This window comes from Pseudonocardia sp. C8 (genome assembly GCF_014267175.1).
In the GTDB taxonomy this organism is placed as follows: domain Bacteria; phylum Actinomycetota; class Actinomycetes; order Mycobacteriales; family Pseudonocardiaceae; genus Pseudonocardia.
Genome location: NZ_JACMTR010000002.1, coordinates 771,979 through 784,203 on the forward strand (window position 1 = coordinate 771,979; position 12,225 = coordinate 784,203).

The window sequence follows — 12,225 nt, forward strand, 5'->3', positions numbered from 1 at the left end:
AGGGTGGGTGGCGTGGATCTTCCCGCGCCACCCCGCGACGACGCCGACGTCCCGCGCTGGACCGCCGAGCTGGGCCTGCCCGGCCTGGTCGACGTGCACGTGCACTTCCTGCCCGACCGCATGCTGCGCAAGGTCTGGGCCTACTTCGACGCCGCCGAGACGCACTACGGCGTGGCCTGGCCGGTGCAGTACAAGCTGCCGCAGCACGAGCGGTACGCGCGCCTCGAGGAGCTCGGCGTGCTGCGGTTCGCCCCGCTCACCTACCCGCACAAGCCGGGGATGGGGGAGTGGCTGACCGGCTGGGCCGGCGAGTTCGCCGCGGAGCACCCGCGCGCCGTGCGCACCGCGACGCTCTACCCGGAGCCGTCGGTGACCGGCTACCTCGGCCGGGCCGTCGACGACGGTGCCCGCGTGGTCAAGGTGCACGTCCAGGTCGGCGCGTTCGACCCGCGCGACCCGCTGCTGCACGACGCCTGGGGGCTGCTGGCCGAGGCCGAGGTCCCGGCCGTCGTGCACTGCGGGGACGGGCCGATCCGCGGCGCCCACACCGGACTGGGGATCTTCGCCGAGGTCCTCGAGGCCCACCCGACGCTGCCCGTCGTGCTGGCGCACGCCGGCATGCCGGACTTCCGCGGCGCGGTCGAGCTCCTCGAACGGTTCCCGAACGTCGTGCTGGACACCACCATGGTCGGCACCGCGTTCAGCGAGCGGATCGCGCCCCTGCCCGCGGACTGGCCGGCCCGGCTCGCGGAGTTCCCCGGCCGCGTCGTGCTCGGCACCGACTTCCCGAACATCCCCTACCCGTACGCCGAGCAGCTGGCCGCGATCCACGGCTGGGCGGCGGCCGAGCCGCGCCTCGGCCGGGAGTTCCTCCGCTCGGTGCTGTACGACGCCCCGGCCCGGCTGCTCGGGGTCCGCGACCAGCTCCCCGCCTGACCCCGCCCGTCCGACCTCGAGGAGGCAGCGTCCGTGGCCCACCCCCCGAACGACCCGGCCGAGCCGGTCGACATCGCGCTCTACGGCGCGACCGGATTCGTCGGCACGCTCACCGCCCGGCACCTCGCCGAGCACGCCCCGCCCGGCGTCCGGATCGCCCTCGCCGGCCGGTCCGCGGACAAGCTCGCCGCCACCCGTGCCACCCTGCCCGAACGGGCCCGGGACTGGCCGCTGATCGTCGCCGATGCGTCCGACCGGGCCGCGACCGACCAGCTGGCCGGCGCCGCCCGCGTCGTCCTGACCACGGTCGGGCCGTACGCGCGGTACGGGCGGCACCTCGTCGAGTCCTGCGCCCGGGCGGGCACCCACTACGCCGACCTCACCGGCGAGGTGCTGTTCGTGCGGGACGCGATCGACCGCTGCCACGGCGTCGCCGAGTCGACCGGCGCCCGGATCGTGCACTCGTGCGGCTACGACTCGATCCCGTCGGACCTCGGGGTGTGGCTGGCGCACACCGCAGCCGCGGCCGACGACGCCGGCGGGCTCACCGAGGTCCGGACCGTCGCGACGTTCCGGGGTGGTGTCTCCGGCGGCACGATCGACTCGATGCGCGGGCAGATCGACGCGGTCCGGACCGACCCGGCGGCCCGCCGGCAGGCGTTCGACCCGCACGCGCTGAGCCCGGACCGCGCGGGCGAGCCGACGCCGTCCCAGCCGCCGGACGCCGGGCCGCCCGCCCGGCTCGAGGACGGGACCTGGACGGCGCCGTTCGTGATGGCGTCCTACAACACCCGGATCGTGCGCCGCTCGAACGCGCTGCTCGGCCACGCCTACGGTGCCGGCCTGCGGTACGGGGAGGTGCAGGGATGCGGGTCCGGCCCGGCCGGTGCCGCCGCCGCGGCCGCCGTCACCGGCGGGCTCGGCGCCCTGGTCGGCGCGTTCACGCTGCCGCTGGTCCGGCCGCTGCTCGACCGGGTGCTGCCCGCGCCGGGGGCCGGACCGTCGGAGCGGACCCGGGCGAACGGGTGGTTCCGGATGGACGTCCACGCGGCCACCGGGTCCGGGCGCCGTTACCGGGCCCGCGTGTCCGGCCCGGGCGACCCCGGGTACGCGGCCACCGCCGTCATGCTGGGGGAGAGCGGGCTGGCGCTCGCGCTGGGCGGGACGGCCCTGCCGGACCGGGCGGGCTCGCTGACCCCGGCGACGGCGATGGGTGAGGTCCTGGTCGACCGGCTGCGGGCGGCGGGCCACACCTACGACGTGACGGCCGTCGCACGCTCCGGGGAACCGGGATGAACCGGGCGCCCCGGTGGCGTTATGCTGGTCGTCCGCGCGGGAACGCCCGTGTGGAGCACAGGTGAAGGACGGCCTGACCAGGGGGTGAACGGTTTCGACTCCGATCGCCGATCGAGGGGAAGCGTGCCGAGGAAGGCGACGATGATCTCGGAAACCATGCGTCGCAAAAAAATAAGTGCCGACAACAGTCGCACTGCCCCGCAGAGCGCCTACGCGCTCGCTGCCTGATAACAGGTAGGGGCTGTCGGGCCGGAGGCGTCCCCGCTCCGGTTCCCGGCATCAGCTAGGGGACTCACCCTGCGGTTCGGCCGCGGAAGCGCAGGGGACATCGCACAGCGGCTGGGATCGTCACACCGGCTTGTTCGCGTGACCGGTGGATCCGAGCAGAGGCAGAGCGGACTGCGCACGGAGAAGCCCTCGTGAGTCGACGGAGGACCCGGGTTCGATTCCCGGCACCTCCACCACCTCGCACCGACGGCCCCGCCCATCCGGGCGGGGCCGTCGTCGTGTCCGGGCTGCGTGTCCGGGGCTGCTACCCGACGCTCACCCCGATGAGCATCCCGACCAGGTAGGTGGCCCCGGCCGCGAGCGCGCCGAACGCGAGCTGGCGCAGCGCGGCGCCCCACCAGGTCCGCACGGTGAACCGGGAGGTCGCCGCGCCCGCGAGGAGCAGGCCGAGCCCGCCGACGGCCAGGCCGAGCGGCAGCGACGAGAAGCCGAGCAGGAACGTCACGAGCGGCACGATCCCGCCGACGGCGAACGCCGCGAACGACGACACGGCCGCGGTCCACGGCGACGGCCGGTCGTCCAGGCTCACGCCGAGCTCCTGGCTCAGATGCACCCGCAGCGCCACGTCCGGGTGCGCGTGCAGCTCCCGGGCCACGGCCTCGGCGGTCGGGGCGGTCAGTCCCATCGCGCGGTAGCGGCGGGCCAGCTCCGCCTGCTCGGCGCGCGGGTGGATCGTCAGCTCGTGGCGCTCCAGGGCGGCCTCGGCGTCGACGGCGTCGTTCTGGGTGCCGACCGAGGCGAACTCGCCCAGCGCCATCGAGAACGCCCCCGCGACGACGCCGGCCAGGCCGGTCAGCACGATCATCTCGCGGTCCGCCCCGCCGCCGCCGACCCCCGCGATGAGCGCGATGGTCGTGACCAGGCCGTCCATCGCGCCGAACGTGGCCGCCCGCAGCCAGCCGCCGGACACGTCGTGGTGCTGGTGGTCGTCGGCGTGCGCGGCGAGCTCCGCGTCCGTCTCCGGATCGTTCACACGAGCCACGATAGGCCGGTGACCAGCACGGACCCAGCCAGCGCAGGCTGGGCTCGGCCCCGCTGAGCCGATCCTGGCCCGGCCGGCCGGGTGACCCGACCGGGTCGTCGATGCACGTCCTAGGCTTTCCCCTCGTGACGCGTACCCGCCTGACGGACCTCGCGGGTACCGCCGTGCGGATCGCGCTGGCCGCCGTCTGGCTGGTGTCGGGCGGGGTCAAGGTGGCGGACCAGATCGGGTCCGCGGTCGCCGTCGACGCCTACCAGGTGCTGCCCGCCGCCGCGGTCCCGCTGGTGGCATCGGTGCTGCCGCTGCTGGAGCTGGCGCTGGGCGCGTTGCTCCTGGTCGGGGCCGGGACCCGGCTGGCCGCCGTGGTCAGCGCGCTGCTCCTGGTGGGGTTCGTCGCCGGGCTGCTCCAGGCGTGGGCGCGCGGGCTGTCGATCGACTGCGGGTGCTTCGGTGGCGGGGGACCGGTCCCGCCGGGCGAGGAACGGTACCCGCTCGTCCTGCTGCGCGATCTCGGCTTCCTGGCGCTCGCGCTGTGGCTGTCGGTGCGGCCGCGCACGCTGCTGGCCGTCGACCGGATCGGGGACGCGCCTGCCGAACACGACGACGTCCGGCACCAGCCGGCGGAGGGGACCCGGTGATGGGACGCAGCGAACGGGAGCGGCGCCAGGCCGCCCAGGCCAGGCTCCAGGCGGCCGGGATCACCCCGCCGCGGAGGTCGGGTGCGCGGCGCGGGCTGGCGATCGCCGGGATCGTGCTGGCCGCCGCGCTCGCCGTGGGCGCCTACCTGGCCTGGCAGAACTACAGCGCCCCGGTCGAGCCGGCCTACGCCGTCGCCCGCGACGGTGTCGTCGTCACCGCCGGGAACCCGGCCGCACCGGTCACCGTCGACGTCTACGAGGACTACCTCTGCCCGGCCTGCAAGCAGTTCGAGCGGATCTACGGCGACGAGATCACGGCCGCGCTCAACGACGGCAAGGTGAAGGTCAACTACCACCACATCGCGATCCTCGACGACCGGTCGAACCCGCCCGGCTACTCGACGCGCGCCGGCAACGCGGCGCTCTGCGCGGCCGACGCGGGGATCTTCCCCGCGTTCCACGCCCGGCTCTACACCGACCAGCCGGGCGAGGGTGCCGGGCGGACCGTCGAGGAGCTGACCGCGTGGGGCACCGAGCTCGGGGCGACCGGGGACTTCGCGGGCTGCGTCGCCCGCCAGGAGAACACCCGGGGGATCGCCGACGCGACGGCCGCGGCCGCGGCGGACCCGGCCGCCGCACCCGGTGGGCGGTTCGGCACCCCGACCGTGCTCGTGAACCGCACCAAGATCGACGTCAACGACTCGGCCTGGCTGTCGAAGGCGGCCGGCTGACCGGCGCGACGGTGACCCGGGGCAGGAACCACTGGATCAGCGGCCCCACGCCGAGCGCGTAGGCCACCGTCATGACCCCGAAGGTGCCGCCGAGCAGCCAGCCGGTGAGCACCACCGTCACCTCGATCGCGGTCCGGACCGCGCGCACCGACCAGCCGGTGCGGGCCGCGAGCCCGGTCATCAGGCCGTCCCGCGGACCGGGGCCGAGGCCGACGCCGATGTAGGCCGCGGTCGCCGCCGCGTTGAGCACGATGCCGGCGGCGGCGAGCGCGACCCGGGCCGCGAGCGCGTCGACCTCCGGCAGGACCGCCAGGGCGAGATCCACCGTCAGCCCGATGACGACGACGTTCGCCACCGTCCCGATGCCGGGGCGCTCGCGCAGCGGGACCCACAGCAGCAGCACGACGGCGGCGACGAGCATCGTCAGCGCGCCGATCGACAGGCCGGTGTGCACGGCCAGCCCCTGGTGCAGCACGTCCCACGGCATCGAGCCCAGGCCGGCGCGCATGATCGCCGCCATGGAGAACGCGTAGGCCACCAGGCCGAGCAGGAGCTGGGTGAGCCGCCGGCCACGTCGCGGCATGCCGGTCAGCGACCAGCGGGAGAGCGTCATGGAATGGCATGCTTCCCGAGGAACCGGCCCGATGTCATCGGGCCAATCCTGCAGAAGTGGACTGATCATGACCGGTATCGGAGCGCCCCGGCTGGCCGCGCTGTGCGGTGACGTCCGGGGCGGGCGCGGCCCGGCCTACCGCACGCTGTCCGACGCGATCCGGGTGCTCGTGGGTGACGGCAGGCTGCCGTCGGGCACCCGGCTGCCGGCCGAGCGGGCGCTGGCGGCCGAGCTGCGGATCAGCCGGGTCACCGTCACCCACGCCTACCGCGACCTGCGCGACGGCGGCTGGGCCGAGGCCCGGCAGGGCGCCGGGACCTGGGTGCGGCTCCCGGCGGGCCAGGGCGGGGTGGACGGGGTGTGGGCGCCCGGGCCGGCGCGGGGCGGGGTGATCGACCTCGCGCACGCCGCGCCGGCGGCCCCGGACGCGATGTCCCGGCTCGTCCGCCGGGCCACCGACCGGCTCGACGCCGAGCTCGCCGGTCACGGCTACGGCCCGGGCGGCCTGCCCGCGCTGCGCGAGCGCATCGCCGACCGGTTCACCGCCCGGGGCCTCCCGACCGCACCGGACCGGATCGTCGTCACCGGCGGGGCGCTGCACGCCATCCATCTCGCGGTCGCCGAGCTGGCCGGGGCCGGGGACCGGGTGCTCGTGGAGCACCCCACCTACCCGGCCGCGCTGGACCTGCTCGCCGACGCGGGTGCCCGTCCGGTCCCGGTGGCGGTGGGCGCCGAGCCGGCGGAGACCGCGCTGCCGCGGGCGGCCCGGCAGACGGCGGCGCGGGCGGCGTACCTCATGGCCGACTTCCAGAACCCGACCGGCCGGTTCCTCGACGACGGCGCCCGCGCCCGGCTGCTGGACCGGCTGGCCCGTCACGGCACGGTCGCCGTCGTCGACGAGACGTTCGCCGAGCTGGCACTGGGCGGGGCCGGCCGGCAGGTGCTGCCGTGCGCGGCGCACGCCCCGGCCGACGACGGCGTCGTCACCGTCGGCGGGCTCAGCAAGATCGCCTGGGGTGGGCTGCGGGTGGGCTGGATCCGGGCCGCCCGGGATCCCGCGGCCCGGATGCGACGGCGGCTGGCCCGTTCCCAGATCGCGCCGCCGGTGCTGGAGCAGCTGGTGGCCGTCGAGGTGCTGGACGCGATCGAGGAGATCCGCGCCGAGCGGACCGGGCGGCTGCGTGCCCGGCGCGATCACCTGGCCGCGGAGCTGGCCGCCGTCCTGCCGGAGTGGCGGTGCACCGTCCCGGACGGCGGGCTGGCCCTGTGGTGCGACCTCGGCGCGCCGGTGTCCACCGCGCTGGCCGCCCTCGCCCCGCGGCACGGCCTGGTCCTCGCGCCGGGCCCGCGGTTCGGGGCCGGGCACGCGTTCGACGACCGGCTGCGGGTCCCGTTCACCCATCCCGAGCCGGTGCTCACCGACGCCGTGCGGCGGCTGCGCCGGGCCGCGGACGACGTGGCCGGGTCCGCGGAGGTCGCGGACCCGGCCCGGGCCGAGGTCGTGGTGTAGCGCCGGTTACAGGACCAGGTCGAGCAGCAGCACCAGCACCAGGCCGCTCACCGAGATCAGCGTCTCCATGATCGACCAGGTCTTGATGTTCTGCCCCACCGTCAGCCCGAAGTACTCCTTGACCAGCCAGAACCCGGCGTCGTTGACGTGCGAGAAGAACAGCGAGCCGGCGCCGATGGCGAGCACCAGCAGCGAGGTCTGGGCCGGGTCCAGGGTCGGCAGCAGCGGGACCAGGATGCCGGCGGCGGTCACCGTCGCCACGGTCGCCGAGCCGGTCGCGAGCCGGATCGCGACCGCGACCAGCCAGCCCAGCAGCAGCGCGGAGATGCCGGCCCCGGTGGCCCAGCCCGCGATCATCGCGCCGATCCCGGTGTCGACGAGGGTCTGCTTGAACCCGCCGCCCGCGGCGACGATCAGCACGATGCCGGCGATCGCGGGCAGCGAGGCCTCGACCGAGCCCATGACCGTCCGGCGGGTCATCCCCGAGCCGATGCCCAGGGTGAACACCGCGACCAGCACCGACAGCAGCAGCGCGATCAGCGGGGTGCCGGCGAAGTCCAGCACGGTGTGCGCCGGGTGGCCCTCGGCGAACGCGATGTCGCCGATCGCCTTGCCCATCATCAGCACGACCGGCAGCAGCACGGTGAACAGGGTCGCCGCGAACCCGGGACGGCGGGTGGCGCCCTCCGGCTCGGGGGCGTCGTCCGTGGCCGTGCCACCGCCTCCACCGCCGGAGCCTGCCCCGGCGGCGACCTTCGTCTCGAACAGCGCGGGCGGGGCCACGTTCACCCAGCGGGCCGCGACCTTCGCGAACACCGGGCCGGACAGCACGACCACCGGGATCGAGACCAGCACACCCAGCATCAGCGTGATGCCCAGGTCGGCACCGAGGATGCCGATCGCGGCGAGCGGGCCGGGGTGCGGCGGAACGAGGCCGTGCATGGCGGACAGGCCGGCGAGCGCCGGGATGCCGACGGCGACCAGCGACATCTGGGCCCGGCGCGCCACCAGGAAGATCACCGGCATCAGGATGACCAGGCCGATCTCGAAGAACATCGGCAGGCCGATCAGCGCGCCGACGGCGGCCATCGCCCACGGCAGCGAGCGCGGCCCGGAGCGCGCGACGATCGTGTCGACCAGGCGGTCGGCGCCGCCGGAGTCGGCGAGCAGCTTGCCGAACATCGCGCCGAGCGCGATGAGGGTGCCGACGCTGGCGGCCGTCGAGCCGAAGCCGTCGGAGAACGCCTCGACGGCGTCGCCCATCGACATCCCGGCGACGCCCGCGACCAGCAGCGAGCCGATGGTCAGGGCCAGGAACGGGTGCAGCGAGAACTGCGTGATGAGCAGGACCAGGGCCAGGATGCCGGCCAGCGCGGCGACGAGCAGCCGGCCGGGGCCGGCGACCGGCTCGGCCTGTTCGGCGGCGAGCACCACGGCGGGGTGGGTGAGCAGAGACGTCATCGTCGTCATCGGGAGCAGGCCTCCGTGCCCGTCACGGCCGCGGCGCCGGTGGCGACCAGCTCGGCGACCGGGCGGGCGGTGTCCAGGGTGGTCCCGGCCTCGTCGGCGGCCAGGGGTTCGAGGGTGTCGATCTGGGAGTCGAGCAGCGCGGGCGGCATGAAGTGCCCCTCGCGGCCGGTCATCCGGTCGGCGAGGACGGCGCGGTCCCCGGCCAGGTGCAGGAACACGGTGGCGGGCGCGTGGCCGCGCAGCCGGTCCCGGTAGGCGCGGCGCAGCGCGGAGCAGGCGACGACCAGGCCGGTGCGCGCGTGCCCGGCGAGCTCGGCGCCGACGGCGTCCAGCCAGGGCGCGCGGTCGGCGTCGGTCAGCGGGATCCCGGCGCGCATCTTGGCGACGTTGGCGGCGGGGTGCAGCCCGTCGGCGTCGGTGAACGGGACGCCGAGGTCGGCGGCGAGGGCCGCGCCGACGGTGGACTTGCCGGACCCGGACACCCCCATCACGACGACCAGGGGAGGGGCGGGGGGCGGCGGGCTGGGCTGGTGCGTCACTGCATCGGCTCCTCGTGGGGTGGCGGCTCCGGCACGGTTGCCGGGGTGGCCCGGCTGCGAACATCGTGCGGGATAAGTACTACTTATTCAAGACCTGGCTGACACAGATGTGTGAAATGCCCCCGGTCGGCCCAACAAGTGCGAGGATCGAGGGCGTGACCGAGACCGGTGGTGCTGGCCTGCACGCAGACGTCCTCGACCGGATCGGCGCGCTCGTCGCCGGCGGCGAGTTCGCACCGGGCACGGTGCTGCGGGCCGACGAGCTCGTCGACCGCTTCGGCGTGTCCCGGACCGTGGTCCGCGAGGCCGTGCGGGTGCTCGAGTCGATGGGGCTGGTGCAGAGCCGCCGCCGGGTCGGGACGACGGTCGCCCCGCTCGAACGCTGGAACGTGCACGATCCCCGGGTGATCCGCTGGCGGCTCGACGGGCCGGACCGCGACGACCAGCTGCGGTCTCTGTCCGAGCTGCGCCAGGGGGTCGAGCCGGTGGCCGCGATGCTGGCCGCGACCCGGGCGACGCCGGAGCAGTGCGGGGCGCTCGTCGGCGCGGTGATGGACATGGCGGTGCACGGCCGGTCCGGCGACCTGGAGGCCTACCTGGAGGCCGACGTGCGGTTCCACCGGACGTTGCTCGCCGCGTCCGGGAACGAGATGATCGCGGCGCTCGACGGCGTCGTCGCCGAGGTGCTGGCCGGCCGCACGCGGCACCACCTCATGCCGGCGCGTCCCGAGCCCGCGGCGATCCGGCTGCACGGTGACGTCGCCGACGCCGTCCGCTCCGGGGACGCCGTCGCGGCCGAGGCCGCGATGCGGGCCATCCTCAGCGAGGCGGCCGCCGCGATGCGGGAGGTGACGGGCGACCGGGCGTCCCCCTTGTGACGTCTGGCCGGATACTCCGTTGCATTCGGTAGGTCACGATCGATTCACTGCCCGGGGGCCGTGGTAGGTCACGGCCCGGAAGAGCGTGTCTACCGAGTGAGATGATCTCGCAATGTCCGTGCTGCGCGTGACCGAGGAGCTGCAACACCTCGGGATGTCCGGCTACGAGGCCAAGGCCTACGTCGCTCTCGTCGTGGCCGGCGAGCCGGTGAACGGCTACGAGGTGGCCAAGCGATCCGGGGTGCCGCGCAGCACCGTCTACGAGACCCTCGGCAAGCTCGTGGGGCGCGGTGCGGCCTACGAGGTCCGGACCGACGACGGCGGTGTCGGCTACGTCCCGCTGCCGCCGGAGTCGCTGCTGGAGCGGATGCGCCGTGACTTCGACCGCACGCTGGGCACCCTGGAGGCCGAGCTGCCCCGGCTGGGCTCCCCGCAGCAGGTGCGGCTGGTGCACTCGCTGGCCGAGCGCCGGACCCTGACCGAACGGGCGGAGGACGTCGTCGCCGCCGCGCGGTCCGCGCTGTTCCTGTCCGGCTGGCCGGAGGACCTGGACCAGCTCAAGCCGGGTGTCCGCCGAGCCGAGGAGATCGGCGTCGCCGTCTCGACGGTCGTCTTCGGGCGGGATCACGACCCGGTCGGCTGGACCACCGAGCACCGCTACTCCAGCCCGGAGGTGGTCGAGGCCAGCCTCGGGCGCCGGCTGCTCGTCGTCGTCGCCGACCGGGCACAGGCCGTGATCGGCGGGCTGTCCGGGGACCACGCCTGGGGCCTCTACACCGACGACCCGGCCGCCGTCCTGCTCGCCCTCGACTACGTGCGGCACGACATCGCGATGCACCTGGTCGCCGAGCGGTTCGCCGACCACGGGTTCGACGAGTTCTGGACCGGCGACCCGGGGCTGCGGCGGCTCCGCGAACTGCTGTGGCTCAGCGGCGACCGGGACGACCAGGAGTGGCGCACCGGGTGATCGGGCCCGGAGGGCACCCCCCTGTGAGTGCCGGTGAACGGGCCGTGTACTGTTCCTCCTGTCGCAAGGGGCTGTGGCGCAGCTGGTAGCGCACTTGACTGGCAGTCAAGGGGTCAGGGGTTCGAATCCCCTCAGCTCCACCCTTCCTCACCAGCCAGGACTCCGGTCCTGGCTTTCTTCTTGCCCGAGTCGGGCGCCGGTGAGTGACTAATTGAGTGTCTATCGTTCCGGCCCCGCGTGGCCCGCATGCGCGTCAGCCCCGGTCGTCGTCGGCGGGGAAGATCTCATCCATCGCGGTGGCGCCGTGCTCCAGCACGGGCCGGAGCTGCTGTCGGTAGACCGCCTCTGTGACGGCGGTGCCGCTGTGCCCGACGAGCCGCGAGATGTGCTCCAGCGGGACGCCGGAGTCGGAGAGCAAGGAGACGAAGCTGTGCCGTAGTTCCCCGGGGCGTCCATTCAGTGGCGTTCAGTCCTGCGGCCGCGACGACCCGGCGGAACGACCGCCGAACGTTGTGCGCGTCCAGTTCGGTCCCGTTCCGGCTCGCGAACACAAGGCCATGGGGCGACGTCGAGACGTCAGGACGGTCGGCGTGGGCCTGGAGTGCGCGAACGGCACGGGTCGGCATGGCGAGCCGACGGCGGGATCGGCGTGTCTTCGTGTCGCCGTCCATCCGGACCGAGCGCAGGACGGCGATCGACGGCGGTACCGGCGGTTCCTCGTCCGGAGCGCCGATCAAGTCGACGTCCTGCCACCGCAGCGCACGCAGCTCCTCGGTTCGGGCGCCGGTCAGCAGCGACAGGACGATGTAGGCACGCAGCGAGCTGGCCTCGGCCGCCCGGAGCAACTTCTCGGCCGGGTGAACGTCAACGACTTGGACCGGCGACCTGCTCGTCCGGTCGGTACCGAGCACAGCTCGACGACGTTGCGCATCACCTTGTCTCGCGCCATCGCGTGCCGGACCGACCGGTTCAGCAGCGAGTGCATCAGACGGAGAGTCCGGGTGCTCACTGAGCGGGCCTCCGTGCGCAGCCAGCGATCGACGTCGTCCGCGGTCAGGTCTCGTAGCTTCCGTGCGCCGAGCTGGCCATCGATGTGCTTCTCCGCGATCGTTGCGTAGTTCGACATGGTGGCGGGGGAGCGGCCGGTCAGCCCGTACGCGAGCCAGTCGTGGACGGCATCGCCCACTGTGTACTTGCCGGTCGTTACCGGGGTGCCGTTCTCCCGTTCGCGGAGGATCTCCCGCAGCTTGGCTTTGGCAGCCGTCTTGGTGGTACCGCTGGCCTTGCGGGTGATCCGCTTGCCCCGGCCGTCGAACCCGATCGTGGCGGTGGCGATCCAGCGTCCTGCGGGACGGTCGTCGAGACCGGCTCCCACCG

The 12,225-nt window shown here is 74.5% G+C and carries 13 protein-coding genes, 1 tRNA gene, 1 other RNA gene and 1 pseudogene; 9 read left to right on the top strand and 7 right to left on the bottom strand.

The genetic code is table 11. The features are described from left to right. Nucleotides 1-3 precede the first annotated feature (3 nt). The 3 genes from H7X46_RS04380 (at nucleotide 4) to ssrA (ending at nucleotide 2,696) form a co-directional block, all read left to right on the top strand. A complete protein-coding gene (locus tag H7X46_RS04380; RefSeq protein ID WP_186358179.1) occupies nucleotides 4-936 on the top strand; it encodes an amidohydrolase family protein in 933 nt (310 codons plus the stop codon). A 33-nt stretch (nucleotides 937-969) separates the two neighbouring features. Next, a complete protein-coding gene (locus H7X46_RS04385; protein ID WP_186358180.1) occupies nucleotides 970-2,232 on the top strand; it encodes a saccharopine dehydrogenase NADP-binding domain-containing protein in 1,263 nt (420 codons plus the stop codon). A gap of 80 nt (nucleotides 2,233-2,312) precedes the next feature. Beyond that, nucleotides 2,313-2,696, top strand: a transfer-messenger RNA (tmRNA) gene (gene ssrA / locus H7X46_RS04390). A gap of 68 nt (nucleotides 2,697-2,764) precedes the next feature. Here ssrA and H7X46_RS04395 read toward each other — a convergent pair. Further along, nucleotides 2,765-3,493, bottom strand: coding sequence for a VIT1/CCC1 transporter family protein (locus H7X46_RS04395; protein ID WP_186358181.1), 729 nt, complete (start codon nucleotides 3,491-3,493; stop codon nucleotides 2,765-2,767). A 134-nt stretch (nucleotides 3,494-3,627) separates the two neighbouring features. On the opposite strand from H7X46_RS04395, the gene H7X46_RS04400 reads away from it, so the two are divergent. Further along, nucleotides 3,628-4,140 carry a MauE/DoxX family redox-associated membrane protein gene (locus H7X46_RS04400; RefSeq protein ID WP_370588603.1) on the top strand — a complete coding sequence of 171 codons (513 nt, stop codon included), beginning with the start codon at nucleotides 3,628-3,630 and terminating at the stop codon, nucleotides 4,138-4,140. Beyond that, nucleotides 4,140-4,871 carry a thioredoxin domain-containing protein gene (locus H7X46_RS04405; RefSeq protein WP_186358183.1) on the top strand — a complete coding sequence of 244 codons (732 nt, stop codon included), beginning with the start codon at nucleotides 4,140-4,142 and terminating at the stop codon, nucleotides 4,869-4,871. Before H7X46_RS04400 ends, H7X46_RS04405 begins: the two co-directional genes overlap by 1 nt. Here the strand turns inward: H7X46_RS04405 and H7X46_RS04410 are convergent. After that, on the bottom strand, nucleotides 4,834-5,484 hold the full coding sequence (locus H7X46_RS04410) for a YitT family protein (RefSeq protein WP_186358184.1): 651 nt from the start codon (nucleotides 5,482-5,484) through the stop codon (nucleotides 4,834-4,836). The genes H7X46_RS04405 and H7X46_RS04410 overlap by 38 nt on opposite strands. Before the next feature lie 67 nt (nucleotides 5,485-5,551). Between H7X46_RS04410 and H7X46_RS04415 the strand changes: the two genes are divergently transcribed. Then, on the top strand, nucleotides 5,552-6,994 hold the full coding sequence (locus tag H7X46_RS04415) for a PLP-dependent aminotransferase family protein (protein WP_186358185.1): 1,443 nt from the start codon (nucleotides 5,552-5,554) through the stop codon (nucleotides 6,992-6,994). Between the two features lie 6 nt (nucleotides 6,995-7,000). Here the strand turns inward: H7X46_RS04415 and H7X46_RS04420 are convergent, their stop codons facing one another. Together H7X46_RS04420 and H7X46_RS04425 are read right to left on the bottom strand one after the other, a co-directional pair. After that, complete coding sequence (locus H7X46_RS04420) at nucleotides 7,001-8,455, bottom strand: gluconate:H+ symporter (RefSeq protein WP_186362435.1); 1,455 nt, start codon at nucleotides 8,453-8,455, stop codon at nucleotides 7,001-7,003. 5 nt (nucleotides 8,456-8,460) lie between these two features. Next, on the bottom strand, nucleotides 8,461-9,003 hold the full coding sequence (locus H7X46_RS04425; protein WP_370588604.1) for a gluconokinase: 543 nt from the start codon (nucleotides 9,001-9,003) through the stop codon (nucleotides 8,461-8,463). A 116-nt stretch (nucleotides 9,004-9,119) separates the two neighbouring features. Here H7X46_RS04425 and H7X46_RS04430 point away from each other — a divergent pair, with 116 nt between their 5' ends. The 3 genes from H7X46_RS04430 (at nucleotide 9,120) to H7X46_RS04440 (ending at nucleotide 10,988) form a co-directional block, all read left to right on the top strand. Continuing rightward, nucleotides 9,120-9,881, top strand: a complete 762-nt coding sequence (locus H7X46_RS04430) for a FadR/GntR family transcriptional regulator (RefSeq protein ID WP_186358186.1) — start codon at nucleotides 9,120-9,122, stop codon at nucleotides 9,879-9,881. A 112-nt stretch (nucleotides 9,882-9,993) separates the two neighbouring features. After that, complete coding sequence (locus tag H7X46_RS04435) at nucleotides 9,994-10,848, top strand: TrmB family transcriptional regulator (RefSeq protein WP_186358187.1); 855 nt, start codon at nucleotides 9,994-9,996, stop codon at nucleotides 10,846-10,848. Nucleotides 10,849-10,915: 67 nt separating this feature from the next. Continuing rightward, nucleotides 10,916-10,988: transfer RNA gene (locus tag H7X46_RS04440), tRNA-Ala, on the top strand. A gap of 113 nt (nucleotides 10,989-11,101) precedes the next feature. On the opposite strand, the gene H7X46_RS29390 is transcribed toward H7X46_RS04440, so the two are convergent. From H7X46_RS29390 to H7X46_RS29015, 3 genes and pseudogenes are all read right to left on the bottom strand, one after another. Continuing rightward, on the bottom strand, nucleotides 11,102-11,266 hold the full coding sequence (locus tag H7X46_RS29390) for a hypothetical protein (RefSeq protein ID WP_255426987.1): 165 nt from the start codon (nucleotides 11,264-11,266) through the stop codon (nucleotides 11,102-11,104). Between the two features lie 88 nt (nucleotides 11,267-11,354). Then, nucleotides 11,355-11,693, bottom strand: a pseudogene (locus tag H7X46_RS29395) (site-specific integrase); the annotation flags it as partial. Then, a complete protein-coding gene (locus H7X46_RS29015) occupies nucleotides 11,636-12,223 on the bottom strand; it encodes a hypothetical protein (protein ID WP_222131192.1) in 588 nt (195 codons plus the stop codon). The gene H7X46_RS29015 and the pseudogene H7X46_RS29395, both read right to left, overlap by 58 nt. Nucleotides 12,224-12,225: the final 2 nt, after the last annotated feature.

Bases quoted from the DNA above. Each gene is read 5' to 3' on its own strand.
- H7X46_RS04405 (WP_186358183.1), top strand. From the start codon at position 4,140: ATGGGACGCAGCGAACGGGAGCGGCGCCAGGCCGCCCAGGCCAGGCTC.
- H7X46_RS04410 (WP_186358184.1), bottom strand. From the start codon at position 5,484: ATGACGCTCTCCCGCTGGTCGCTGACCGGCATGCCGCGACGTGGCCGG.
- H7X46_RS04415 (WP_186358185.1), top strand. From the start codon at position 5,552: ATGACCGGTATCGGAGCGCCCCGGCTGGCCGCGCTGTGCGGTGACGTC.
- H7X46_RS04420 (WP_186362435.1), bottom strand. From the start codon at position 8,455: ATGACGTCTCTGCTCACCCACCCCGCCGTGGTGCTCGCCGCCGAACAG.
- H7X46_RS04430 (WP_186358186.1), top strand. From the start codon at position 9,120: ATGCCCCCGGTCGGCCCAACAAGTGCGAGGATCGAGGGCGTGACCGAG.
- H7X46_RS04435 (WP_186358187.1), top strand. From the start codon at position 9,994: ATGTCCGTGCTGCGCGTGACCGAGGAGCTGCAACACCTCGGGATGTCC.